The sequence below is a fragment of the Streptomyces sp. NPDC002835 genome, from assembly GCF_053591995.1.
Genome location: NZ_JBSFUW010000008.1, coordinates 223,354 through 248,190, shown reverse-complemented (window position 1 = coordinate 248,190; position 24,837 = coordinate 223,354). Strand labels below are relative to the sequence as shown.

At 72.2% G+C, this 24,837-nt stretch carries 25 protein-coding genes and 1 riboswitch; of the genes, 12 read left to right on the top strand and 13 right to left on the bottom strand.

The features are described 5' to 3' along the window. Positions 1-5: 5 nt before the first annotated feature. Positions 6-1,904 (bottom strand): anthranilate synthase family protein, encoded by a 1,899-nt coding sequence (locus ACWD01_RS11945; RefSeq protein WP_451160687.1) that lies wholly within the window; start codon positions 1,902-1,904, stop codon positions 6-8. A 305-nt stretch (positions 1,905-2,209) separates the two neighbouring features. Here ACWD01_RS11945 and ACWD01_RS11940 point away from each other — a divergent pair, with 305 nt between their 5' ends. Beyond that, entirely contained in the window at positions 2,210-3,562 is a 1,353-nt protein-coding gene (locus tag ACWD01_RS11940; protein ID WP_451160685.1) for a class II 3-deoxy-7-phosphoheptulonate synthase, read from the top strand. 144 nt (positions 3,563-3,706) lie between these two features. Further along, the gene (locus ACWD01_RS11935) at positions 3,707-3,970 is read left to right on the top strand and encodes a (2Fe-2S)-binding protein (RefSeq protein ID WP_451160683.1); all 264 of its coding nucleotides are present in this window, start codon (positions 3,707-3,709) and stop codon (positions 3,968-3,970) included. 27 nt (positions 3,971-3,997) lie between these two features. Here ACWD01_RS11935 and bfr read toward each other — a convergent pair whose 3' ends face one another. Next, the gene (gene bfr, locus ACWD01_RS11930) at positions 3,998-4,477 is read right to left on the bottom strand and encodes a bacterioferritin (RefSeq protein ID WP_451160681.1); all 480 of its coding nucleotides are present in this window, start codon (positions 4,475-4,477) and stop codon (positions 3,998-4,000) included. A 154-nt stretch (positions 4,478-4,631) separates the two neighbouring features. Between bfr and ACWD01_RS11925 the strand changes: the two genes are divergently transcribed. After that, positions 4,632-5,264, top strand: a complete 633-nt coding sequence (locus ACWD01_RS11925; RefSeq protein WP_451160679.1) for a sulfite oxidase-like oxidoreductase — start codon at positions 4,632-4,634, stop codon at positions 5,262-5,264. 34 nt (positions 5,265-5,298) lie between these two features. On the opposite strand, the gene ACWD01_RS11920 is transcribed toward ACWD01_RS11925, so the two are convergent. From ACWD01_RS11920 to thiO, 6 genes are all read right to left on the bottom strand, one after another. Next, positions 5,299-5,820, bottom strand: coding sequence for a DUF4396 domain-containing protein (locus ACWD01_RS11920; protein WP_451160677.1), 522 nt, complete (start codon positions 5,818-5,820; stop codon positions 5,299-5,301). Positions 5,821-5,899: 79 nt separating this feature from the next. After that, entirely contained in the window at positions 5,900-6,748 is an 849-nt protein-coding gene (locus ACWD01_RS11915; protein WP_451160675.1) for a deoxyribonuclease IV, read from the bottom strand. A 5-nt stretch (positions 6,749-6,753) separates the two neighbouring features. Beyond that, entirely contained in the window at positions 6,754-8,682 is a 1,929-nt protein-coding gene (pknB, locus tag ACWD01_RS11910) for a Stk1 family PASTA domain-containing Ser/Thr kinase (RefSeq protein WP_451160673.1), read from the bottom strand. A 299-nt stretch (positions 8,683-8,981) separates the two neighbouring features. Next, positions 8,982-9,776: a thiazole synthase gene (locus ACWD01_RS11905; protein WP_356892108.1), complete on the bottom strand. Its 795-nt coding sequence runs from the start codon at positions 9,774-9,776 to the stop codon at positions 8,982-8,984. Between the two features lie 6 nt (positions 9,777-9,782). Next, a complete protein-coding gene (gene thiS / locus ACWD01_RS11900; protein ID WP_451160671.1) occupies positions 9,783-9,995 on the bottom strand; it encodes a sulfur carrier protein ThiS in 213 nt (70 codons plus the stop codon). Further along, the gene (gene thiO, locus ACWD01_RS11895; RefSeq protein ID WP_451160669.1) at positions 9,992-11,182 is read right to left on the bottom strand and encodes a glycine oxidase ThiO; all 1,191 of its coding nucleotides are present in this window, start codon (positions 11,180-11,182) and stop codon (positions 9,992-9,994) included. The genes thiS and thiO overlap by 4 nt, the downstream gene beginning before the upstream one ends. Then, a riboswitch (TPP riboswitch) is annotated at positions 11,180-11,292 on the bottom strand. (Overlaps the previous gene by 3 nt.) A gap of 51 nt (positions 11,293-11,343) precedes the next feature. Between thiO and ACWD01_RS11890 the strand changes: the two genes are divergently transcribed. The 6 genes from ACWD01_RS11890 (at position 11,344) to ACWD01_RS11865 (ending at position 16,119) form a co-directional block, all read left to right on the top strand. Then, entirely contained in the window at positions 11,344-11,703 is a 360-nt protein-coding gene (locus ACWD01_RS11890; protein WP_451160667.1) for a hypothetical protein, read from the top strand. A gap of 88 nt (positions 11,704-11,791) precedes the next feature. Continuing rightward, positions 11,792-12,964 (top strand): NAD(P)/FAD-dependent oxidoreductase, encoded by a 1,173-nt coding sequence (locus ACWD01_RS11885; RefSeq protein WP_451160719.1) that lies wholly within the window; start codon positions 11,792-11,794, stop codon positions 12,962-12,964. Positions 12,965-13,067: 103 nt separating this feature from the next. Further along, positions 13,068-13,433 (top strand): Rv2175c family DNA-binding protein, encoded by a 366-nt coding sequence (locus ACWD01_RS11880; RefSeq protein ID WP_451160665.1) that lies wholly within the window; start codon positions 13,068-13,070, stop codon positions 13,431-13,433. 87 nt (positions 13,434-13,520) lie between these two features. After that, on the top strand, positions 13,521-14,168 hold the full coding sequence (gene thiE, locus ACWD01_RS11875; protein WP_451160663.1) for a thiamine phosphate synthase: 648 nt from the start codon (positions 13,521-13,523) through the stop codon (positions 14,166-14,168). Positions 14,169-14,324: 156 nt separating this feature from the next. Next, positions 14,325-15,242, top strand: coding sequence for a methylenetetrahydrofolate reductase [NAD(P)H] (gene metF / locus ACWD01_RS11870; RefSeq protein ID WP_451160661.1), 918 nt, complete (start codon positions 14,325-14,327; stop codon positions 15,240-15,242). Positions 15,243-15,294: 52 nt separating this feature from the next. Continuing rightward, positions 15,295-16,119, top strand: coding sequence for a hypothetical protein (locus ACWD01_RS11865; RefSeq protein ID WP_451160659.1), 825 nt, complete (start codon positions 15,295-15,297; stop codon positions 16,117-16,119). A 28-nt stretch (positions 16,120-16,147) separates the two neighbouring features. On the opposite strand, the gene ACWD01_RS11860 is transcribed toward ACWD01_RS11865, so the two are convergent. From ACWD01_RS11860 to ACWD01_RS11840, 5 genes are all read right to left on the bottom strand, one after another. Further along, positions 16,148-17,644: a phytoene desaturase family protein gene (locus ACWD01_RS11860; protein WP_451160657.1), complete on the bottom strand. Its 1,497-nt coding sequence runs from the start codon at positions 17,642-17,644 to the stop codon at positions 16,148-16,150. Between the two features lie 84 nt (positions 17,645-17,728). Next, on the bottom strand, positions 17,729-18,331 hold the full coding sequence (locus ACWD01_RS11855; protein WP_356892090.1) for a DUF4126 domain-containing protein: 603 nt from the start codon (positions 18,329-18,331) through the stop codon (positions 17,729-17,731). Between the two features lie 372 nt (positions 18,332-18,703). Next, on the bottom strand, positions 18,704-19,318 hold the full coding sequence (locus ACWD01_RS11850) for a TetR/AcrR family transcriptional regulator (RefSeq protein WP_451160655.1): 615 nt from the start codon (positions 19,316-19,318) through the stop codon (positions 18,704-18,706). A 29-nt stretch (positions 19,319-19,347) separates the two neighbouring features. Then, positions 19,348-21,435, bottom strand: coding sequence for a YhgE/Pip family protein (locus ACWD01_RS11845; RefSeq protein WP_451160653.1), 2,088 nt, complete (start codon positions 21,433-21,435; stop codon positions 19,348-19,350). Continuing rightward, complete coding sequence (locus tag ACWD01_RS11840) at positions 21,407-22,312, bottom strand: ATP-binding cassette domain-containing protein (protein ID WP_451160717.1); 906 nt, start codon at positions 22,310-22,312, stop codon at positions 21,407-21,409. The genes ACWD01_RS11845 and ACWD01_RS11840 overlap by 29 nt, the downstream gene beginning before the upstream one ends. Before the next feature lie 185 nt (positions 22,313-22,497). Here ACWD01_RS11840 and ACWD01_RS11835 point away from each other — a divergent pair, with 185 nt between their 5' ends. The 3 genes from ACWD01_RS11835 (at position 22,498) to ACWD01_RS11825 (ending at position 24,576) form a co-directional block, all read left to right on the top strand. Then, positions 22,498-23,097, top strand: coding sequence for an SAV_6107 family HEPN domain-containing protein (locus ACWD01_RS11835; RefSeq protein WP_451160651.1), 600 nt, complete (start codon positions 22,498-22,500; stop codon positions 23,095-23,097). A 114-nt stretch (positions 23,098-23,211) separates the two neighbouring features. Beyond that, positions 23,212-23,928 (top strand): class I SAM-dependent methyltransferase, encoded by a 717-nt coding sequence (locus ACWD01_RS11830; protein ID WP_451160715.1) that lies wholly within the window; start codon positions 23,212-23,214, stop codon positions 23,926-23,928. A 246-nt stretch (positions 23,929-24,174) separates the two neighbouring features. Then, positions 24,175-24,576 (top strand): DUF3040 domain-containing protein, encoded by a 402-nt coding sequence (locus ACWD01_RS11825; RefSeq protein ID WP_451160649.1) that lies wholly within the window; start codon positions 24,175-24,177, stop codon positions 24,574-24,576. Positions 24,577-24,837 lie beyond the last annotated feature (261 nt).

The window sequence follows — 24,837 nt, the reverse complement described above, 5'->3', positions numbered from 1 at the left end:
GGCTCTCAGCCGACCAGCACACCCGCCAGCAGCGACGCCGTCAGCGCCGCGCCGTCCATGGTCAGCACCGACTCCGGATGGAACTGCACGGACGCGAAGCCCGCGCCGCGCAGCGCGTGGACGTCCCCGGTCGCCGCGTCCCGGCTGAGCTCGATCCCGTGCGCGGCCAGTTCCGCGGCGGCGGCCTCGTCGCAGCGCGCGGTGAAGCTGTTGTAGAAGCCGACCGTCTCCGGGCGCCCGAAGAAGTCGATCCGCTCCTGCGCCCCCTGGTACGGCTCGTCCTTGCGCACGATCTCCAGGCCCAGCTCCGCGGCCAGCACCTCATGGCCGAGGCACACGCCCAGCAGACCGTGCCGGTGCCCCTTCAGCAGGTCGGCCGCGAGCTCCCGCAGGAAGCGCATCTTCGGATCGGAGCCGTCGGCCGGATCGCCGGGACCCGGCCCGAGCACCACCGGCCCCCGGTGCGCGAGCACCCGCTCCCGCATCCCCGGCTCGTCGAAGGGCAGGACCGTCACCTCCAGGCCGGTCGAGCGCAGCAGATGCGCCAGCATGGCGGTGAAGGTGTCCTCCCCGTCGACGACCAGGGCGTGCCCCGAGAGCCGCGCCGTCTGCTCCTGCATCCGCAGCCAGAAGGGGGCGAGGCCCGCCCGGCGGGAGTCCAGGGCCGCCCGCACCCGCGGATCGTCGGCCAGCCGCGCGACCGGAGCCTCCGTGCGGGCCGGGCCCGGCCGCACCCCCAGCGCGGCCAGCACCCCGGCCGCCTTGGCGTGGGTCTCCGCGACCTCGCCCGCCGGGTCGGAGTGCCGCACCAGCGTGGCCCCGACCGGCACCCGCAGCGTTCCGGCGGCGTCGATGTCGGCGGTGCGGATCAGGATCGGCGAGTCCAGCGTCTGCGCGCCGCCCGCGTCCTGCGCGATCAGCGCCAGCGCGCCCCCGTAGTAGCCGCGCCCGCCCACCTCGTGGCGCTCGATGACCCGGCAGGCGTTCTGCACCGGCGAGCCGGTGACCGTGGCCGCGAACATGGTCTCCTTCAGCACCTCGCGCACATCGAGGGTGGAGCGCCCCCGCAACTCGTACTCGGTGTGCGCCAGATGAGCCATCTCCTTCAGCCGGGGCCCCACCACCACACTCCCCCTACGCCCTGGGGGCGTGGTGGGACCCCCACCCATGTCGCCGACCGTGCACATCATCTTCAGCTCCTCGTCGACCACCATGGAGAGCTCGTCGCGCTCCTTCCGGTCGCCCAGGAAGCCGAGCAGCGCCTCGGCGGTGGGCCCCTCGGGCGGATAGCGGAAGGTGCCGCTGATCGGATTCATCACGACCGTGCCGCCGCTCATGCGCACATGCACCTCCGGGCTCGCGCCGACCAGCGTGCGCTCGCCGGTGTGCACGACGAACGTCCAGTACGCGCCCCGCTCACCGGTCAGCAGCCGGCGGAACAGCGCCAGCGCGTCGGCGCGGCCGAAGCCGGGGAGCCGGCCGGTGAAGGTGCGGCGGACGACGAAGTTCGCGCCCTCGCCGCGGCCGATCTCGTCGTCGATGACGCGGCGGACGATGCCCGCGTACTCCTCGTCGTCGACGTCGAACTCCCCGCCCTCCACGCGCACGGCACGGCGGGGGAGCGCGGCCAGCGCCTCGGCGAGCGGCAGCCGGTGGCACTCGTCGGCGACCAGCACCGACAACGGCGTCCCGTCGTCGGCGACGTCGAAGCCGCGCTCCGCGATCTGGCGGAACGGGACGAGCGCGAGTGAGGGCCCCTCGCCCACCGGGACGGCGGCGAGCCGCTCCACCTCCCGCACCTCGCCGATCATGACCTCGACGGTGTCGTGGTCATGGCCGGGGGTGCGCCGGCGGAGCAGCGCGAAGGGAGGGCAGTCGTCCTCGAGCAGTCTGTCGATGATCATGCGGTCGGTTCCTTCCGGACGGGAGGAACGGCCGGTCCCCGCCGAGTGCGGGAAAGACTGAAGGCCGCCCCTCGGGCGGCCTTCGCGATCGGATGCTGCGCGCGATGTGTCAGTGGGCCGCCGAGTGTGCGGTCCACCACCAGCTCTGTGCCTGCTGCGCCAACATGCCGCCGACCCTAACCCATCCGCGCCCGGCGCCGTGGCCGTGTTCCGGGGTACGCGTCCCCGGCGTGCCCGTGCGCACGGCTGTCTCACTGGGTGAGCGACGGCTTGGACGCCCATCCGGACCCCGTAATGTTGACGACGTGACCGTGAACGCTAAGACCACCCCCGCCGGTGGCAACACCTGGCGAAACCTGCCCGCGGCGCAGCAGCCCGAGTACCCCGATGCCGAGGCGCTGCGCGAAGTAGTCGCGGACCTCGAGTCGTATCCGCCGCTCGTCTTCGCGGGCGAGTGCGACCAGCTGCGCGCCCGGATGGGAGCCGTCGCCAAGGGCGAGGCGTTCCTGCTCCAGGGCGGCGACTGCGCCGAGTCGTTCGACGCCGTGTCCGCCGACCAGATCCGGGCCAAGCTCAAGACCCTGCTCCAGATGGGCGCGGTCCTCACCTACGCCGCGTCGGTGCCGGTGGTGAAGGTCGGCCGTATCGCCGGCCAGTACTCGAAGCCGCGCTCCAAGCCCACGGAGACCCGCGACGGCGTGACCCTGCCGACCTACCGCGGCGACTCCGTCAACGGCTTCGACTTCACCGAGGCGGCCCGTATCCCGGACCCCGAGCGCCTGAAGCGGATGTACAACGCCTCCGCCTCGACGCTCAACCTGGTCCGCGCCTTCACCACCGGCGGCTACGCCGACCTGCGCCAGGTGCACGCCTGGAACCAGGACTTCGTGAAGTCGTCCCCGTCCGGCCAGCGCTACGAGCAGCTGGCCCGCGAGATCGACAACGCGCTCAGCTTCATGAAGGCGTGCGGCACCGACCCGGCCGAGTTCCGCACGGTCGAGTTCTACGCCTCCCACGAGGCCCTGCTGCTGGACTACGAGGGCGCTCTGACCCGCACGGACTCCCGCACCGGCAGCCTGTACAACACCTCGGGCCACATGGTCTGGATCGGTGAGCGCACCCGCCAGCTGGACGGCGCGCACATCGAGTTCGCCTCCAAGATCCGCAACCCGATCGGCATCAAGCTCGGGCCGACGACGACGGTGGACGAGGCGCTGACCTACGTCGACCGGCTCGACCCCGACCGGGAGCCCGGCCGGCTGACCTTCATCGTCCGCATGGGCGCCGACAAGGTCCGCGACAAGCTCCCCGAGCTGGTCGAGAAGGTCACGGCCTCCGGTGCGACGGTGGCCTGGGTGACCGACCCGATGCACGGCAACACCTTCGAGGCGGCGTCCGGGCACAAGACGCGCCGCTTCGACGACGTGCTCGACGAGGTCAAGGGCTTCTTCGAGGTCCACAAGGCGCTCGGCACCCACCCGGGCGGCATCCACGTCGAGCTCACCGGTGACGACGTCACCGAGTGCGTGGGCGGCGGCGACGAGATCTTCGTCGACGATCTGCACCAGCGCTACGAGACGGCCTGCGACCCCCGGCTCAACCGCAGCCAGTCGCTGGACCTGGCCTTCCTGGTGGCGGAGATGTACCGCGACCAGTAGTGGACCCATGACAGTGGGGCGTGGAGCTGTGATCCACGCCCCACTGGCATGTCCGGGACTTTTGCCGTCCGGGGACGGCGGGTAAGGTTAGGTTAGCCTCACCGAGCAGTCGGTACGGGGCGACCGAAACGACCCTGCCGGGAGGTGAACCGCGTGTACGTCTGCTCGTGCTTCGGCATCACGGAGAAGCAGGTCAAGGAGCACGCGGACGCCGGCGCATGCACCCCCCGCCAGATAGCGTCCGTCTCCAAGGCGGGCACCGACTGCGGTTCGTGCGTGCGGCGCATCCAGGGGATTCTCGGCCGCGGCGCGTGCCCCCGCCGCGAGCTGCTCGACCAGGGCAACAGCGCCTCGGTACTGGCCGCCGACGCGGCCGGCACCCGTCCGGCGCTCGACGAAGCGGCGTAGCCCTCCGGCTCCCGGCCACCTTCCCGGCTAGCCCTCCGGCTGCTCGATCAGCTGTGCGATGTAGAGCGCCTCACCGAGCTTGTCGACCAGCTCCAGCTGGGTGTCGAGGTAGTCGATGTGGTGCTCCTCGTCGGCGAGGATCGACTCGAAGATGTTCGCCGAGGTGATGTCCCCCTTCGTGCGCATCACCTCGATGCCGCGCTTGAGGCGGTCGATGGCCTCGACCTCGACCTGCCGGTCGGCCTGGAACATCTCGGTGACCGTCTGCCCGACGCGTACATGGAACAGCCGCTGGTAGTTCGGCAGGCCGTCCAGGAAGAGGATCCGGTCGGTGAGCACCTCCGCGTGCTTCATCTCGTCGAAGGACTCGGCACGGGTGTACTTGGCGAGCTTCGTCCAGCCGAAGTTCTCCTGCATCTTCGCGTGCAGGAAGTACTGGTTGATCGCGGTCAATTCGGCAGTCAGCTGCTCATTGAGGAACTCGATGACCTCGGGGTCGCCCTGCATTGCAGAGGCTCCTTCCGTGCGTATGTCTGGGCAGGTTCGCGCATCCTCGCACCACGGTCACAGGTCGTCCAGTAAGTGCACGCTTAGTAGGAGTTGCCCGAATCGGGCCAGACCTGGTCATGACCACCCCTCCCGGTCTGTCACCATTGGAGGCATGGGTCAGCCGGAGAGCCGGGAATACCGCGCACCAGAGGAGTCCGAGCTTCCGCCGGGACAGCGACTGCAGCGAGGCTGGCCCGTCACCCATTACGGGCCCGTGCCCAAGTTCAAGCCGGACCGCTGGGAGTTCAGGGTCTTCGGCGCCACGGCCGACGGTGAGAAGCACTGCTGGAGCCACGAGGAGTTCTCGGCGCTGCCGTTCTCGACCGTCGAGGGCGATCTCCACTGCGTGACGAAGTTCAGCATGCTGGGGGCCGAATGGGGCGGTGTGCCCGCCCGCACGATCGTGGAGCTCGCACCGCCCGCGCCCGCCGTGAGCCATGTGATGGTCTGGGCGGAGTACGGATTCAGTGCCAATCTGCGCCTCTCGGACTTCACCGCCGACCGCACGATCTTCGCCACCCACAAGGACGGTGAACTGCTCACCGCCGAGCACGGCTTTCCGCTGCGGCTGGTGGTGCCGCATCTGTACGCCTGGAAGGGCCCCAAGTGGGTCCGCGGCGTGGAGTACATGACGTCCGACCGCCGCGGCTTCTGGGAGGAGCGGGGCTACCACAACGTCGGCGACCCCTGGCGGGAGCAGCGTTACTCCTACCAGGAGGAACCGGGGGACGGCCCGGAGCTCTGAGCCCCGGGCCGGTCCTTGCCGTCTGCGGCACGGCTCAGTGGTGGTACCGGTGGACCACCGCGTGCCCCTTGCCCCGGCTGATCATCCACCGGTTCACCGGCGTGGTGACCAGGAACGCGACGAAGAACGCGAAGGCCAGCGCGCTCCAGAAGAGCCAGTCGGCCAGGTGGGCGTCCATCGCGCCCGGGACCAGCAGCAGTACGCCGTTGTCCACGATCTCCATGACGGTGATCGAGATGGTGTCGGCGGCGAGAGCGATGCCGATCGCGGCCTTCAGGCTCAGGCCGGCCCGTACGACCGCCCAGAGGGTCAGCGAGTAGCCGAAGAAGAAGGCCAGGGTGATGGCGAGGGCCATGGTGGGCGCGTTGCCCCAGCCCAGCGCCGTGCCGATGACCATGCCGAGCACCTCGCCGATGGCGCAGCCGGTGAGGCAGTGCAGGGTCGCCTTGGCCGCCATGCCCCAGCTGACCTTGCCCTCGCCGTGCGGGTGGGCGTGGCCGGTGTGATTGGCGTGAGTGGTGTGATCCGTGTGCCCGGCGTGTGTGTCGTGCTGCATGGCGTGCCCCCAGCGTCCGGTAGCGGTTCCTGTCGACATCAGGAGAAACCGCATACCCCCTGGGGGTATTCCCGGGAGGTCAGCGAAGTTGCTTCAGCCGCGCCACGTCCGCCGCGTGCCCCTCCTTGCCGCCGGGGGTCTCAATCACCAGGGGCACCCCGGCGGTGGCGGGATGCGACATGAGCGCACGGAACGGCTCCGCACCGATGTGTCCCGCGCCAATGTTCTCGTGACGGTCCTTGTGTGCTCCGGCCACGTCCTTCGAGTCGTTGGCGTGGATCAGCTTCAGCCGGCCCTCACCCACGGTGTCCACCAGCAGGTCCAGGGTCTCCTTCACCCCGCCGGGAGCCGCCAGGTCGTGCCCGGCCGCGTAGATGTGGCAGGTGTCCAGGCAGACGCCCAGCCTGGGGTGGGCGTCGAGCGCCTCGAAGTACGGACCGAAGTCCCAGGTCCGCGAGCAGAGCGAGGAGCCCTGTCCGGCCGTCGACTCCAGGAGCAGGAACGGGTCGTCGTCGTGCGTCAGCTCGTCCAGCAGCGGCAGCAGCCGCTCCCGCACCTGCGCCAGCGCCACCTCGCGGGGGCGGCCGCCCGTAGCGGAACCGGTGTGCACCACCACGCCCAGCGCGCCGATCTCCCGCGCCCTGCGCAGCGAGTGCCGCAGCGAGAGGACGGACTGCTCGGCCGTGGCCTCGGTGTGCGAGCCGAAGTTGATCAGATACGGGGCATGGACCCAGGCCGAGAGGGACTCCGCGGCGCACTCGGTGCGGAACTTCTCGTCCTGTGCCGGGTTGCCCTTGGGCGTGGCCCAGCCCCGCGGATTGGCCACGAAGACCTGCACGGCCTCCGCCCCCAGCTCCCGTGCGTAGGCGAGTCCGGTCGTGGCGAGGCCGCCGGCCACGGGGACGTGGCCGCCGACAGGGTTGCGCATCAGAGTCAGAGTCCCTTGATCTTGATGGTGATGGTGCTGCCCTCGGGCGCCCGGCCGCCGCCCTCGACGGACTGGCTCTCGACCTTGTCGCCGAGGAACGGGAAGTTCTTCTCGGCCTTCACCACGAAGCCCGCCTCCTCCAGCTCGGCCGTGGCCTCGTCGACCTGGTCACCGACCACATCGGGGACCTGGACCATCCGGGGGCCCTTGGAGACGGTGAGCGTGACCGTGTCACCGTGGGCCAGCCGGGTGCCCTCGGCCGCCGACTGCCGGGCGACCGCACCGGCCTCCTCGGCCGAATGGATCCGCTCCTCGGCCACCTCGACCTTCAGCCCCGCCTCCTCGAGCTCGGCGGTCGCCTCCTCGACGGCGTCGCCCGTCACATCCGGCACGTCGATCGGGGCGCCCTTGCTGACCACGATCGAGACCGCCGTGTCGGGGCTGCGGCTGCTGCCCGCGGCCGGGTCGGTGCGGATCACCGCGCCCTGGGCGACGCTCTCGTCGAACTCCCTGGTCACCACACCCGGCGCGAGTCCGGCGGCGCGCAGCTCGCGCTCGGCCTGCGCCAGGGGCTTGTTCTCCAGCCGCGGTACCTTCACGATCTTCGGGCCGCGGGAGATCGTGATCGTCACGGAGTCGTTGCCCCGTATCCGTTCGTTCGTGCCCGGGTCCGTCTTGATGACGGTGCCGCGGGCGACGGTCTCGCTGAAATCGCGGCGGACCGACTTCACGTCGAGTCCGGCCTTGTCGAGGGCCTGCCGGGCCTCCGTCTCGCTCTTGCCGATCAGGGCCGGTACCCGGGTGAACTGGCCCGAGTTGATGTACCAGACGCCCGCGCCGACACCGAGCACGGCGACCACCGCGATCAGCAGCGTGACCAGGCCGCGGCGGGACAGCGGGGCGCGCCGGCCGGCCGCGCGGACCGGTTCGCGCTCCGGCGGCTCCGGGGGCGGCAGGATCAGCCGCGCCGTGTGGTGCACGCCGGGCTCCTCGCGGGGGAGCGCCCGCGGGATCACGTCCGTACGGTCCTCGTCGGAGCCCGCCGCGTCCTCCGGCCCGGCCTGCGGGGGCGCCGCGTCCAGCTGGTCTGCGGTGAGCGCCGCGCGAGCCTCACGCGTACGGGCAAGCAGCTCCACCGCGTCGTGCGGGCGTACGTCGGGATTACGGGCGGTCGCCGTCGCCACCAGCTCGTCCAGTTCGACGGCGAGTCCGGGGAAGAGCGCGGACGGCGCCGGCATGTCGGCGTTCAGATGCTGGAAGAGCACCTGCGCCGGGGTGTCGCCCGCGTGCGGCTTGGTGCCGGTCAGCATCTCGTAGAGGACCACCCCGCACGCGTACACATCGGCGCGGGTGTCGGCGGTGCCGTACTCGATCTGCTCCGGGGCGAGGTAGGAGACGGTGCCCAGGACCGTGCCGGAGGTGTTCGTCACCGACCCGACGGTCCGTACGAGACCGAAGTCGGCGACCTTGACCCGGCCGTCGTCCCCTATCAGCACGTTCTCCGGCTTCATGTCCCGGTGCACGAAACCGGCCCGGTGCGCGGCGCCGAGCGCCGCCAGCACGGGCTCCAGGATGTCCAGCGCGGCCCGCGGCCGCAGCGCGCCGCGCTCGCGCAGCACGTCACGCAGGGTGCAGCCCTCGACGTACTCCATCGCCAGATAGACGTACGCCCCCTGGGCGCCCTGGTCGAAGACGCCCACGACATTGGGGTGCGCGAGCCGCGCCACGGACTTCGCCTCGCGGATGAAGCGCTCCACGAAGGTGGCGTCCGTGGCGAGATCCGGGTGCATCACCTTGAGCGCGAGCTCCCGGTCGAGACGGGTGTCGACGGCCCGGTAGACCGTGGCCATGCCGCCGACGGCGATGCGCTCATCGACTCGGTAGCGGCCGTCGAGCACCTGCCCGACGAGGGGGTCCTGGAGGGTCGTATCCACGCGCCGATTCTACGAGCCGACTCGGACAGGCCGGACGGCCCGTGCGGAGGCGGTGCGGTACTGCAGCCGACCTGTGACGCACGCGACCCCGTTCCGGAGCCGCGGGCCCCGTATGCCGGGGCGCTGCCCCCAACCCCGCGCCTCAAACGCCGACGAGGCTGAAGTTGCCGGGCAACTCAAGCCCGGCCGGCGATTGAGGCCACCGCGCGGAGCCCGGTTTCGGGAAGGGGCGGGTAGGGGACAAGCCCCGCGCAGCGGCCGCCCCCGACCCCGCCCCCGACCCCGCGGCCCCCGCTCCCTCAGAACGCCGGCCGCTCCGGGTCCAGCGCCGCGCGCCCCTCCGTCGGGGACGACGCCTCGGCGAAGTGGCGGCGGGGGATCCGCCCCGCCCGGTACGCCAGCCGCCCCGCCTCCACCGCGTGCCGCATCGCCTCCGCCATCAGGACCGGCTCCTGCGCCCGCGTCACCGCCGACGCCAGCATCACCGCCGCGCACCCCAGCTCCATCGCCAGCGCCGCGTCCGACGCCGTGCCGGCGCCCGCGTCGAGCACCACCGGCACGCCCGCCTGCTCGGTGATCAGCTGGAAGTTGTGGGGGTTGCGGATGCCCAGCCCGGACCCGATGGGCGAACCGAGCGGCATGATCGCGGCGCAGCCCACGTCCTCCAGCTTCTTCGCGAGGACCGGGTCGTCGTTCGTGTACGGCAGGACCGTGAAGCCGTCGTCGACCAGAGTCTCCGCCGCGTCGAGCAGTTCCACCGCGTCCGGCAGCAGGGTCCGCTCGTCCGCGACGACCTCGAGCTTGATCCAGTCGGTGCCCAGCGCCTCCCGTGCCAGGCGCGCGGTGAGGACGGCCTCGCCGGCGGTGAAGCAGCCCGCGGTGTTGGGCAGGACCCGGATGCCGAGCCGGTTCAGCACCGACAGGACGGACCCCTGGACGGTCGGGTCGAGGCGGCGCATCGCCACCGTGGTGAGCTCCGTGCCGCTCGCGACCAGGGAGCGTTCGAGGACGTCGAGGCTGGGTGCCCCGCCCGTACCCATGATCAGCCGGGAGTCGAACGTGGTACCGGCGAGAGTGAAGCGGTCGTCTGCCATGGCGGCTCAGCCTCCCTGCACTGCGGTGAGAATCTCGACGCGGTCACCGTCGCCGAGGCGGGTGCCGGGCCACTGGCCGCGCGGGACGACGGTCTCGTTGACGGCCGCGGCGACACCCGAGGACGCGGCGGTGAGCTCCGCGACGACGGCGTCCAGCGTGGTTCCCGCGGCGAGATCCCGCGCCTCGCCGTTGACGGAGATGCTGACGGAGACGTTCATGCGGGCTGCTCCTCGAGAACGGCGTCCGCGAGAACCGGCCCCGCCGCGAAGCGCCGCGGCGAGAAGGGCCGCGCCACCTCCGGCAGTTCGCCGCTCAGCAGCGCCTGAGCCAGTACGTCGCCGGTGACGGGCGTCAGCAGCACCCCGTTGCGGTAGTGCCCGGTGGCCAGCAGCAGCCCCGGCAGCTCCGTGAAGCCCAGCAGCGGGGCGTTGTCGGGCGAGCCCGGCCGCAGTCCGGCGCGGGTCTCCACCAGGGGCAGTTCGGTGATGCCCGGCACCAGTTCGTGCGCGTCGCGCAGCAGCTCGTACACCCCGCCCGCGGTGACCGTCGTGTCCCAGCCGAGTTCCTCGCTGGTGGCGCCGACGACGAGCTCGCCGTCCTCGCGCGGCACGAGGTAGACATGGCTGCCGCGCACAACGGCGCGCACCGTGCGGGACAGGAACGGCGCGTACGGCTGCGGCACGGTCAGCCGCAGGACCTGGCCCTTGACCGGCCGTACGGGCGGCACCACGTCCGCCGGTACGCCCTTCAGCCGGCCGCTCAGGCTGCCGCCCGCCAACACGACCTGTTCCGCGCGCACTTCGGCGCCGTCGGCGAGGACCGCCCCCACCGCCCGGTCGCCCTCGACGAGCAGCCGATCCGCCCAGGTGCGGCGGAGGCCGACGCCGGCCCGCTCGCAGGCGACGACGAGCGCCGCCGCCAGCCGCCGCGGGTCGACCTGGTGGTCGCCGTCCACCCGCAGCCCGCCGCGTACGCCGGGCGCCAGCATCGGTTCGAGGCGGCGGCACTCGCGGCCTGAGAGCCATTCGGAATCGAGGCCCGAACGGCGCTGCAGCGCGTGCAGTTCGCGCAGATGCGCCCGGTCGTCGGCGTCGAGGGCGACGGCGAGCGTGCCGCAGGAGCGGTGTCCCACCCGCTGCCCGCTCGCCTCCTCCAGCTCGGCGACGAAGGCCGGATAACGGCGGGCCGATTCGAGGTTGAGGCCGAGCAGCGTCTGCTCGCCGTAGTGGAGTTCGGTGACGGCGGCCAGCATGCCGGCGGCGACCCGCGCCGCGCCGCCGCCCGGCTCCGGGTCGGCGACGGTGACCCGCAGACCCCGCTGCGCCGCGCGCCAGGCCGTGACCAGGCCGATGATTCCGCCCCCCACGACAAGGACGTCGGGGGTGTGTGGTGTACGAGACGACATGGGCGTCCAGCCCCTCCCTTCGCCGGCATGACCCGGATCAGGTTCGTACGGTCGGAGGCCGGTCAGCCTCCCTCTCAGCCCGGTGCGTCCGGGCTCCCGCGAGTGCCTTACGGTGGCTACCCTAACCTCCCGCCCCGACGCCCAGTAAGGGAGCCGCAGCAGTGGCGAAGACTCTCGACGGACTCGTTCTCTCGCCGGTCGCGGACCAGGCTCCGGGCCAGGTCGGCACCCGCACGCGCTTCACGTACCACGAGGAGCGGGGCACGGTCTGGGCCGAGTACCAGGGCGGTGACGTGGTGCGCGGACACCTGGTGGGGACCCGGGAGGGCGACCGGCTGGACTTCCGTTATGTGCAGCTGAAGACCGACGGCGGGACGTCGTCCGGTCACTGCGTGTCCCTGGTGGTGGAACTGCCGGACGGGCGGGTGCGGCTGGAGGAGACGTGGGAGTGGGAGTCCCAGGAGGGCCGCGGCACGAGCGTGGTGGAGGAGCTGCCCTCCGGACCGTCGGCAGCCTCCTGACCCGTCGTCAGGTACGTAAGGTGTGCGGGTGGAAGAACGGCAGCAGCAGACAGCAGAGCGGCGGCGCGTGGTGATCGTCGGCGCCGGCATGGCCGGGGTCCAGACGGCGGTGGCCCTCCGCGAGCGGGGTTTCGCCGGCCCGGTCGCCGTCCTCGGGGCCGAGCCGCACCAGCCGTACGACCGGCCCCCGCTGTCCAAGGCGGTCCTGCTCGGTACGGCGGAGGGCTCGGCGTTCGACATCGACTTCGAGGCCCTGGACGTCGAGCTGCGCCTCGGCGTCGAGGTGACCGGGGTGCGCACGGACGCCCACGAAGTCGACACCGCGGCCGGCCCCGTCCCGTACGACGTGCTGGTGCTGGCCACCGGCGCGGAGCCGGTCACCCTGCCGGGCGCGTCCGGCGTCCCCGGCGTCCATCTGCTGCGCACGCTGGACGACGCCGCGCGACTGCGGCCCCTGCTCGCCGAGAAGCACGACATCGTCGTGGTCGGCGCCGGCTGGATCGGCGCGGAGTTCGCTACGGCCGCCCGGCAGGCCGGCTGCGCCGTCACCGTCGTCGAGGTCGCCGACCGCCCCCTCGCCGGCACCATGCCCGCCGAGGTCGCCGCCCCGATGGCCGCCTGGTACGGGCAGTACGGGGCCGAGCTGATCACCGGCGCCCGGGTCGCCGCGATCGAGCCGGGCGCCGTCGTTCTGGCCGGGGGCCGCAGGATCCCGGCCGGCGCCGTCGTCGTCGGCATCGGCGCCCGGCCCGCCACCGGCCTGCTCGCCGGCTCCGGCATCGAGCTGGGCCCCGACGGGGCGGTCGTCGCCGACGAGTGGCTGCGCGCCTCCGCGCCCGACGTGTACGCCGTGGGGGACTGCGCCTCCTACCCGTCCGGCCGCTACGGGCAGCGGCTGCTCGTGCATCACTGGGACAACGCGCTCCAGGGGCCGCGCACCGTCGCCGCGAACATCACCGGCGGCGAGGACCTGGAGCCGTACGACCCCGTGCCGTACTTCTGGTCGGAGCAGTTCGGCCGTTTCGTCCAGTACGCCGGCCACCACGGCGCCGCCGACACCCTGCTGTGGCGCGGCGACCCCGCCGAGGAGACCTGGTCGGTGCTGTGGCTGCGCGGCGGCGCCCTCGTGGCGCTGCTGGCCGTCGGCCGGCCGCGTGACCTGGCGCAGGGGCGCAAGCTGATCGTGTCCGGGGCGGCGCTGGACCCGGCGCGGGCCGCCGACCCCTCGGTGCCTCTGAAAGCGGCGGCGCAGTCGCCCTGAAGGCGAGAACAGTCCCTCTGAAGGCGGCGTTCGGCGTCCCCTGAAGGGGCGGCACGGCAGGTCCCGGCTTCCGACTGTCGGTCGTGGATGGCAGGCTTGTCCCGTGACCGAGATTGACGCAAAGATCGATGCTCTCGTCCCCGCCTGGCTTTACCTGCCGGACATCGCGGAAATGCTCGATGTCGAGGTGACGCGCGTGCGGCAGCTGGTCAAGGAAGGCCAGCTGATCGCGGTGCGCCGCGGCGAGAACCGGGCGCTTCAGGTGCCTGCCGCCTTCATCGACGGCGACAAGGTGGTCAAGGGCCTTTCGGGGACCCTGACCCTCCTGAGGGACGACGGCTTCAACGACGAAGAGATGCTGGAGTGGCTGTTCACTCCTGACCCGAGCCTGCCGGGCACGCCCGCGCAGGCGCTCAGCGAGAATCGCGGTACGGAGGTGAAGCGCCGCGCACAGGCGCTCGCCGTCTGACATACCGGAAAACATCACCGCGGCGGGATGTACGGGACGGGCCGCGCCCGTCCCGTACATCCGGCCGCCCGAAGGGGGGATCGCCTCATGGCCACGGCTCGCGCGCTGCTGTCCGACGCCCGGCTCTATCTGTGCACGGACGCCCGCAAGCGGCAGGGAGACCTTCCCGCATTCCTCGACGCCGTGCTGACGTCCGGCGTGGACGTCGTGCAGCTGCGCGACAAGGGCATGGAGGCCGGTGAGGAGCTGGAACACCTCCAGGTCTTCGCCGACGCCTGCCGCAGGCACGGCAAACTGCTTGCGGTGAACGACCGAGCCGACGTGGCGCACGCCATCGGCGCCGACGTGCTGCACCTGGGCCAGGGCGACCTGCCGGTGCCCGCCGCGCGCGCCGTCCTGGGCGACGGCGTGCTGATCGGCCGTTCGACGCACTCCGAGTCCGAGGCGGCCGCCGCCGCGGTCGAGCCGGGCGTGGACTACTACTGCACCGGCCCCTGCTGGCCCACCCCGACCAAGCCCGGGCGTCACGCCCCCGGCCTCGACCTGGTGCGGTACGCGGCGGGGCTCGGCGCCGAGCGGCCCTGGTTCGCCATCGGCGGCATCGACGCGGGCAATCTGGACGAGGTGCTGGACGCCGGCGCGCGCAGGGTCGTCGTCGTTCGGGCGATCACCGAGGCCGACGACCCGGCAGCGGCCGCCGCCGACCTGGCGAAGCGGGTCAGGGCCAGGCCCTGACCCACCGCCGCGCCGATCCGCCACGCCCGTCTCACCGCACCGATCCAGCCGCAGTGATCGTCCGTTTTCTGTCCAAGGGATGGACAAGAGATGGACAAAGGCGACAATTTTCCCGATCGGGTTGGGGGACCCCCATGGTCTGGCTAACCTGCGGGTATGGCCCTCGGTACTGCTTCCACCAGAACGGATCGCGCGCGAACGGTGCGCGACATGCTTGCGACGGGCAGGACGTCGTACTCGTTCGAGTTCTGGGCGCCCAAGACCGAGAAGGGCGAGCGGAACCTGTGGAACGCGCTGCGCAGGGTCGAGGCGGTCGCTCCCAACTTCGTCTCGGTGACCTACGGCGCCGGCGGCTCCACCCGCGCCGGCACCGTCAGGGCGACCCAGCAGATCGCCGCCGACACCACCCTGACGCCCGTCGCGCACCTCACCGCGGTGAACCACTCCGTCGCCGAGCTGCGCAACATGATCGGCCAGTACGCGGACGCGGGCATCCGCAACATCCTCGCCGTCCGCGGCGACCCGCCCGGCGACCCGATGGGCGAGTGGGTCGAACACCCCGAGGGTGTGCGGTACGCGGCGGACCTCGTCCGGCTCATCAAGGAGTCCGGCGACTTCTGCGTGGGGGTGGCGGCGTTCCCCGAGATGCACCCCCGCTCGACCGGGTGGGACGAGGACATCCGGCACTTCGTGGACAAGTGCCGCGCCGGCGCCGACTACGCGATCACGCAGATGTTCTTCCGCCCCGAGGACTATCTGCGCCTCCGGGACCGGGTCGGTGCAGCGGGTTGCGAAACCCCGATCATCCCCGAGATCATGCCCGTCACCAGCGTCAGACAGATCGAACGGTTCGCCACTCTCAGCAACGCGCACTTCCCGGCCGAACTGAAAGAACGGATCCTCGCGGTCAAGGACGATCCCGCCGCTGTACGCTCCATTGGCATCGAGTTCGCGACGGAGTTCTGCGCGAGGCTGCTTGCCGAGGGTGTCCCAGGGCTGCACTTCATCACGCTCAACAACTCCACCGCGACGCTCGAAATCTACGAGAATCTCGGACTGCACGAGCAGTCCTGACCGGCCGTACCCGCCCCGCCCCGGGGCCGGCGGCCGCAGGAGAGGGGCGGACATGGGCTGGACGGTCCTCTACGTCGCGTTCGGCGTCGTCGCGCTGTGGCTGCTGGGCGAGGTGCTGCTGCAGTACAAGGCGCGGCTGCGCTGGCGGGTGCTCGCGTTCTGCGGCTTCCTCGGTGTCGTCATAGGCGTGCTGATGGCCTCCGTCGTGGTGATCGCCCTGGGGACCATGGCGTTCGCGGTCGGCCAGACCTATGTGACGCTCTCCTTCCGGCGCGGCTTCTCCACCGGCTGGGCCCTGGGCGGCAGCCCCGGCGTGAGCAGGCGCCGCAGGTCCGGCGCCCCGGAGGCCGAGCGGGAGCCCACGCTCGAGGTCACCGACATCTCCTACGACACGCCCGACCACGGCCCGGCCGCGGCCGACGAGGGCCCGGGCGTCTACGAGCCCCAGCCGCTGCCGGACGACACCGGGCAGTACGGCGTCTACACCCCGGCGGCCTACGCGGCCCAGGACGCGCCCCGGCACGACGCCGCCGCCCAGGACCCGTACGCCTCGGGATACGACGCGTACGCCGACCACTCCCAGCAGCAGCCCGCGGAGCAGCCGACCTACGCCGGCCAGTACGACTACGGCACCGGCCAGCAGTACGCCACGTACTCCGACCCGTACGTGGGCGGTCAGCAGTACAGCACCTACGACGCCTACGGCGCGGGCTACGGAGACCAGCAGCAGTACGCCGCCTACGGCCAGCAGGACGGCTACAGCGAGACGCCGCCCGGCGGGGTCTGGGTGCCGCAGCAGCGCGAGGGCGACCAGGAAGAACCGCCCCCGGTGTACTACGACTCCGGCTACAACGAGCAGCAGCAGTACCGCTACTGAGCGGCGGAACTCCGCGGCCGCTGCCCCCTCAGCGCGAGCCGCGGAAGTCCGCGCCCTCCACGATCAGCCCCGCCACCAGAGCTCCCGACATGCCCGCGTGCGCCAGCCCGCCGCCGGGATGCGCCCAGCCGCCGGCGAAGTAAAGACCGGACAGCGGCCCGGTGTTGGGCGCCGGCAGGAACGCGCCGGACCCGCCGGCGAGAGCCGGGGCCGGGACCGCCGCGCAGCCGGTGTCGTGGCGGGTGTCGTCGGGGGTGCGCACCTCGCGCCACAGGATCCGCTCGCGCAGGCCGGGCACCGCGGACTGGGCCGCCGCCACCAGCCGGTCGGCCGCCGCTTCGGCGGCCTCCGCCCAGCTCTGCCCGTCCCGCAGTCCGGCCGGCACGGTGGCCGTCAGCGTGACCGCCTCGTGGCCGTCGTCGGGCCGCAGCAGCGGGTCGTCGGGGCGCATGACGGTCACGGTCGGGTGCGCGCCGGTGGCGCCGGCGTCGATCGCGTCCCATTCGGCCGCCGCGTCCGGGGTGTGCACCACGGTGCGGTGCACGGCGTCGTCCGGCCGACCGCCGCGCAGCGCCAGATGGACCGTCAGCCGCCCCGTACACGCCTTGGGGCGGCGGTGCCACGGCTCGTCTCGGCCGTCCCACGTCACGACGCGGTTCTCGACAAGAGAGGGCAGTGGGGCCCCGGACACCACGATGTCCGTCTCCACCTGGCTGCCGCGGTCCAGCTCCAGGCCCACCACGCGGCCGTCCTTCTCCAGCACGCCGGTCACGGCGGTGTCGAACACGAACTCCACCTTCCTGGCCAGACACCGCTGGCGCACCGCGTCGGCGAGGGCGCGCAGACCGCCCTTCACGTACCAGGAGCCGAAGGTCTGCTCCATGTACGGCAGCACTGCGGCGGCGGCCGGCGCGGTGCGGGGATCCAGCCCGTACGCCGTGGCGTGGCTGCCGAGCAGCGCGGCCAGCCGCGGGTCGCGCAACTCGCGGGCGCCGATCTCGCCGAGTGTGCGGGCGGGCCGCCGCAACAGGCCCTGCCTCAGCGCCGGATAGGGGTCCTTCGAGAACGGCGAGGTGTCCGCGGGCAGCGGCTCCTCCAGCAGCGGACGGCGTGAACGCTCCCAGGCGTCCCGGGCGCGGCCGAGGAACCCGCCCCAGCGTTCGCCCGACCCGGGCCCGAGCGCCGCCTCCAGAGCCGAAAGGATGCCCGCCCGCGACACGTTGGGCAGCAGGACGTCCGTGCCGTCGGCGAAGACGTGCCGGCTCGCCGGATCCACCTGCGTCAGCTCGACGCACTTCTCCAGGGGCTCCTTGCCGGTCTTCACGAACAGGTCCCGCCAGACCGCCGGGAGATGCAGCAGACCGGGGCCGGTGTCGAAGGCGAAGCCGTCCCGCTCGAAGCGGCCCACCGAGCCGCCGTGCGTGGACCCACGCTCGTACACCGTCACCCGGTGGCCTGCCACGGCCAGCCGGGCGGCAGCCGCCATGGCGCCCATCCCGGCGCCGATCACCGCAATCCGTGCCATGTCCGTGACTTTATTACCCGGGCCCGGCCGGTCACGGCCCGGGGCGGCCCGTCCGCGGACGGCGCACCGCGGGCCGCAGCGGTCTCACAGGCCCGCGCCGGCCAGGCGTTTCTCCTCCCGGCGCCGCGCCCTGCGGCGCAGGAAGTTGCGGATTCTGGTCGCGAGGAAGATCACCGTGACGATGCCCAGCACGAGCAGCGTGCCCGCGATCACCGCGGCGGCCACCGGGTTGAAGACCGCGAAGGAGATGATCGCGGCCACCCCCAGATCCTCCGCCAGGCTCACGCCGATGTTGCTGAACGGCTCGGGCGAGGTGTTGACGGCCATGCGGGTGCCGGCCTTGACGAGATGGCTGAGCAGCGCGGTGGAGCCGCCGACGGCGGCCGCCGCCACCTCGGGCAGCGACCCGCTCTGGCCCGCCAGCAGCGCGGCGACGACGGCGCCGGACACCGGCCGGATCACGGTGTGGACGGCGTCCCATATCGAGTCGAAGTACGGGATCTTGTCCGCCACCGCCTCGCACAGGAAGAGCACCCCGGCGACGATCAGCACATCGGTGCGCTGCAGCGTCTCGGGCACTTGGTCGGAGACGCCGGTCGCGCCGAAGACGCCGAACAGCAGGATCACCGCATAGGCGTTGATCCCGCTGGCCCAGCCGCTGGTGAAGACGAGAGGGAGTACGGACACGGACGCGATCGTAACCAGTCCGGCGGCGCGGTGGGTGAGGATCCGTACGGAGAGCTGAGTATCCGTACCTAGGCGCCGAGTTGAGTACCCGCGCGGATGGGGCCCGGCCCGCCGGGAGGGAAGAGTGGGGACCACGGAAGGGGCGCGGCGCCGGCACCGCCGACACGGGGCGGCGGAACGGCGCGGCTCCCCCGACGGAACGGGGGATGCGGTACGGAGGGCCCATGACCACGGGGGAACAACGGGGGACGGGCTCTTCGGACCCACGGGGGAACGGGGAAGCGGGGGACACGGGGAACGGGAGACGCCGGCCGGGCTGGACAACCAGCCCGGCCGGCGTTCCTGTCGTCCACCCGGTCGCAGTGCGCGCCATCAGTCCCGGCGGCCGCTCACCCGGCCGTGCAGCAGCAGCGACAGCGCCCCGTGCACATCGTCCAGCGACCGCTCCCGCTGGAACGCCTGCCAGTCCAGCGCGGCCACCAGCACCATCCCGACCAGCGCGGCGGCCGTGAGCGGAATGTCGATCTCCTCGCTCAGCTCACCCGCCTCCACGCCCTCCCGCAGCACCGTCTCCACGACGGCCACCGCCTCCTGGCGCACCACGAGGAGCGTGGACTGCCAGGCGCGGTTGGTGCGCCACAGCTCGGCGACGTACAGCTGGGTGAAGGCCGGATAGCGGTCGATGAAGACCAGACCGGCCCTGATCATCTCGTCCAGTGCCTCGACCTTGGAGCCGCCGCGGTCCGCCGTCCGGTCGGCGGCCTCCTGCAGGGAGGCCGTGAGCAGGCCGACGCCGAAACGCAGCAGCTCCTCGAACAGCTCGGTCTTGCTCTTGAAGTTGTAGTACACCGTGCCCTTGGCGACCCCGGCCCGCTCGGCGATCTCGTCGACCGTCGTCGCCGAGAAGCCCTGCTCGGCGATGAGGGTCACGGCTGCCTCGTAGAGCTTGGCGCGGGTCGCCCGGCGTCTGGTGCTGCTGCTGTCCATGGCGTCGATTCTCACAGGTCCGCCCGCCGTCACAGACTCAGCTCGGGGTGAAGCCGGTCGAGCGTCCACACCTGCTTGCGCCGTGCGGACAGGGCGGTCAGCGCGAGAGCTCCCGCGGTGAAGGCGAGCAGCACCGCACACGCCTGCCACACCGGACCGGCGCCGCCGCCGGTGATGAGCCTGCGCAGCGCCTCCACGACGTACGTCATCGGCAGGAACGGATGAATGGCGTTGAAGAAGCCGGGGCTCGTCTGGACCGGGTAGGTGCCGCCGGCGGACGTCAGCTGGAGCATCAGGACCGCGAGGACCAGGATCCGTCCGGCGGCGCCGAAGCGGGCGTTGAGCCACTGGATGATCGCCGCGAAACAGCAGGTGACCAGGGCGAGGAAGCCGACCGTGCCGGCCGCGTTCGCCATCTCGAGCCCGAGCCCCCAGTGCAGGACGGACATCAGGGCGGCGACCTGGAGCAGGCCGAGCGACGCCACGGGCAGCAGGCCCGCGAGCGCGATCCGCCACGCGGAGGCCCCGGTGGACAGGGCCCGGCGGTTCAGCGGCTGGATGATCATGTACGCCACCATCGCGCCGACCCAGAGGGAGAGCGGGATGAAGTACGGGGCGAAGCCGGTGCCGTAGTTGGGCGCCGCGTGCAGGGACCGGCCGGCCAGCTTGACCGGGTCGGCCATCACCTCCGTGCGGCGGTCGCGCTCGTTCTTGTCGTAGTCGGGGATCTCGTCGACCCCCTTGTCCAGCCCCGCCGCCAGCTCGGTCGATCCGTCGGCCAGCCGGAACAGCCCGCCGTCCAGCTCGCCGGCGCCCTTCTTGAGTCTGCCGACGCCCGTGTCCAGATCGTTGGAGCCGGTCTTGGCGGTGGTGAGCCCGGTGTGCAGCCGGACCGCGCCCGAGGCGACCTTGTGGGCGCCTCTGTTGAGCTCGTTGATCTTGCCGATCGCGTACTCCAGGTCCTCGTCAAGCTTCGGAGAGCGCTTGGCGAGGGCGTCGGCCTTCTTCTCGAGGTCGGCGAGCTGCTTCTGCAGCCGCTTCAGGTCGCCGTCGCTGTTGGCGACCAGCAGGTTGAGGTCGTCCGCGATCGTGGCGACGTCGGCCGCGGTCACCTTGGCCCGCTTCAGCTCCGGGCACGCCTGGGCGTCGGGTATCAGGGCCTCCTCGCACCGGGTGCGGTGGATCTCGCTGAGCGCGTCGGCGGACTTGTGGGCCACGACGGTGGCGGCCGGGGCGCGTTCGACCAGGCGGTCCAGGTTGTGCTGGACGGCACGGGAGGTGTCGGCCACCAGCCGGGCCGAGTCCCCGATCGACTTGCCGTTGTCCTTCAGGTACGGGCGGGCGCGGTCGGCGGCGCCGTTGATCCGGTCGGCCAGGGCCTGCGTGCCCTCGGCGACCTGACGGGACCCGGTCTTCAGCTCGCCGGCGCCCTTGTGCAGCGTCTTGATGCCTCCGGCGAGCTTGCCGCTGCCCTCCTTGGCGTCCTTCAGCCCGTTCGCGAGGTTCTCGGAGCCCTTCTTCGCCTCACCGACGCCGCTCCTGAGCTTGTAGGCCCCCTTCGCGGCCTTCTCCGTCGCGTCGTGGATGTCGGAGAACGAGATGAAGATCCGGTCGAGGAAAGACCGGGAGGCGTCGGTCGACGCGGCCGTGCGCACCTCGGAGAAGACCGTCCGGGAGATCTGCCCGACGATGTAGTTGTTCGCGTCGTTCGTACGGACCCGGAGCGCCCCGGTCGCGGGGGAGTCGCCCGAGCTGGAGGCGATGCGCCGGCTGAAGTCCGCCGGCACGGTCAGCGAGAGGTAGTACGTGCCGTTCTCGACACCGTCGCGGGCCTCGGCGTCGCTGACCTCGTGCCACTCGAAGACCTTGCTGTCGCGCAGGCGCTCGGTGATCTCGTCCCCGGCGGCCAGCTTCTTGCCGCCCGTGGTGGCGCCTCTGTCCTCGTTGACGAGGGCGACGGGAAGCCGGTCGAGCCTGCCGTACGGGTCCCAGAACGACCACAGGTACAGGGCGCCGTAGAGCAGCGGGAGCAGCAGCACGGCGACGATCGCGGCGGCCGGCAGCTTGCCCCGGCCGAAGCGCTTCAGCTCAAGCGCGGCCAGTTTCGGCGATCGCATCGGCCGGGCCCTCCTCGTGGGTGTCGGTGTCGGTGTCCGCGCCGGCGTCGGTGTCCGTGTCCGCGGCGGTGTCCGTGTCGCGGTCGGTCGTGGTGGCGGCGGTCGCGGGCGCGGGCTCTGCGCCGGCACAGGCCTTGCTGTCGTTGTCGTCGGCGGCCGGGGAATCGGCGGCGGGCGTCGCGGTTGTCCCGGTGGACACGGTGACGGCGTCGTCCGGGGCCTGGCTGCACACGGCGAGCACGGTCGTGCCGGCGTCGGCGACCGAGCGCAGCAGCGCCCAGGCCGTGGCCCGTTCCCGGTCCGAGAGCTTGAGGTCCATGTCGTCGACCGCGAGCAGCCGCGGGCGGGCGATCAGGGCGAGGGCCACGGAGAGCCGGAGCTCCTCGAGCCGTTCGAGGTCGCGCACGGCCGTGCGTTCCCGCTTGGGCAGCGTCGCGAGGTCGAGCCCGGCGGCGGCGAGGGCGTCCTCGACGCGCTGTCGTGCCGCGGCCGATCGCTCCGCGCGCGGCCTCAGCAGCGCACGCAGCGAGCCGTCGAAGCGCCGCTGCAGCAGGGCCCGCTCGCGCAGATGCTCCGCCACCGTGAGCGCCGGGTCGAGATCGCTGACGCCCGGCACCGGTCCGAGTGCGCTGATCCGGCGTACGGCGGACATCTTGCGCGGCAGCGGCAGGCCCGCGACCTCGGCGCTGCCCTCGGTGGCCCGCATGCGTCCGGCGAGCGCGAGCAGCAGGCAGGTGCGCCCGGAGCCGGACGGGCCCTCGATCGCCACCAGCGTGCCGGGCTCCGCCTCGACGTCCACCGAGCGGAACGCCCAGCCGCGCGGGCCCTTGAGCCCGAACCCCGAGGCGCTCACCGCCGCGCCGTGCGGGCCGTCCACGTCTCCCACCCCGACTCCCATCCCCTGTCCCTCCGCGCCAGTTTTTAAACTGACCAGTCAGTGCAAAAAGTTACTCCGAACCCTTGAGTGATGCAAAGGGGCAGGTCAGCGCCGATTGTCAGTGGGTGCCTCCACGATGGACACATACGGCCACAGCGCCGTCACACGACGACAGGAGGCTCGTCATGGCCAGCTACTCAGCCGCCGCACACCGGCGCCGCGCCACCGGCCCTGCCCCTTCATCGACCGGACCCGCGCAGGACGTGCACCCCGTCCCGCGCCGGGCCACAGCGCCGCCCGCCGCCCTCGACCTGCTCGCCCAGGCCCGCGCCGGGCTCGAAGAGGCGGCGGCCCTCGACCAGCCCAACGAGCGGTATGCCACGGCGCATCTGGCCGCCCTGCGCACCGCCGCCGCGGTGCTCGCCGCCCGCGCCCGCCCCGAGGCCGCCGCACGGCCCGGACACGGGGCATCCCCACGGCGGAGCCGTAGGGCAGCCATCCGCAGCGCCTGGGAGATCCTCCCGGAGACAGCGCCGGAACTGTCCGAGTGGAGCCTGCTGTTCGCCTCCGGAGCCGAGCGCCGGGCCCGCGCGGAGGCGGGCATACGGGGCGCGGCCAGCCACCGCGAGGCCGACGACCTGCTCAGGGACGCCGCCATGTTCCTGCGGCTGGTGGAGCGGATGCTGGTGCTGCAACCGGTGCTGCCGCAGCCCAGGACCGGGCAGCCGGAGCAGCCGGCGCCGCAGGGCGAGACGGAGCGCCGGCCGGGGCCGCAGAGGCAATAGGGTGGGCGCAGGCCAGCCAGCACATCGCCCGAGGAGCCAACTGCCGTGTCGGAACCGTCCCCCACCGGTGGGCAGACCCCACCGCGCCCCTCTCGCGCCTCAGTCCGCACCGCCGTGGTCTGGGAGGTCCTCAAGGACGCCCTGGACCACCGGGTCAAGGCGACCGGGACGGACCACCTGGACATCCTCGACACCGGTGGCGGCACCGGCAACTTCGCGGTGCCCGCCGCCCGGCTCGGCCACCGGGTCACCGTCGTCGACCCCAGCCCGAACGCCCTGTTCGCGCTGGAGCGCCGGGCCGCGGAGGCCGGGGTCGCCGACCGGGTGCGCGGCGTCCAGGGCGACATCCACGGCCTCTTCGACGTGGTCGGCCGCGGCGGCTACGACGCCGTCCTGTGCCACGGCGTCCTGGAGTACGTGGACGACCCCGCGGAGGGCGTGCGCAACGCGGTCGAGGCCCTGCGCCCCGGCGGAGCGCTCAGCCTGCTCGCCGCCGGGCTCGGCGGCGCCGTGCTCGCCCGCGCCCTGGCCGGCCACTTCAACGACGCCCGCCAGGCGCTGAGCGACCCCGACGGCCGCTGGGGCACGGGCGACCCGGTGCCCCGCCGCTTCACGGCCGAGCAGCTCACCGACCTCGTCGGCCTGGCCGGTGTGGAGGTCGGCGCGGTGCACGGCGTGCGGGTCTTCGCCGACCTCGTGCCCGGCGTGCTGGTGGACACCGAGCCCGGTGCTCTGGAGGCGTTGCTCAAGCTGGAGGCGGCGGCAGCCGAGCTGCCGGCCTTCCACTCCGTCGCGACCCAACTGCACGTCCTGGGTGAGAAGCGGGGCTGATCAGCGGCGCAGCCGCAGATGGAGTACGCCACAGAGCCTCCGTCGGCGGGTTTCGCACCGTATGATCGGGGGACACCATCCGGCATGACGGATCGGAGGTTGGGGAATCAACGCCTCAGCACCCGATCGGGCATGGCGGCCCGGAATGGCGTTTGCGAGAGGGCGGGTTTCACGGGGGCGAATCCCTGCCTATCCTGAAAGGGCCGCATACCGGTCGTCCCCGCGACCGACGACGAGGAGGACTCCGTGCCGCTCTCGGAGCACGAGCAGCGAATGCTCGAGCAGATGGAGCGAGCGCTGTACGCCGAAGATCCCAAGTTCGCGACAGCGCTTGAGGGAAGCGGGCTGCGTACGTACACCCGGCGACGGGTCTACCAGGCAGTCGCAGGCTTCCTGGTGGGTATCGCGCTCCTCATGGCCGGAATGGTCGCCCAGCAGATCTGGATCAGTGTGGTGGGCTTCCTCGTGATGCTCGGCTGTGCGGTTCTCGCGATCACGGGCTGGCGCAAGGCGCCGAAGCCGGGTGAACAGCAGGCCTCCGGTGAGCAGGGGCGCCGCAAGTCTCACCAGCACAGATCCATGATGAGCCGGATCGAGGAGCGGTGGCAGCGCCGCCGCGACGAACAGGGCGGTCAGGGCGGCCACTGAGGACCGCGGGCCACAGACCTGTACAGAGCTGGAACATGCGTGAGGGGCGACGCCGGAAGGCGTCGCCCCTCACCTGTGTGCCCGAATGCCCCTCGTGGCCCAGACCGTGAAGCCCTGGCAGTGCTCCGGGACCGGACCCGCCCCGCGAGCCCCTGGACGTGTTCCGGGACCGGACCGGGCCCGTGTGCCCCTGGACGTGCTTCGGGCCCGGACCGCGCGAGACCAGGGCCGTGAGCCCCTGGACAGACGCCCGGGGCCGGG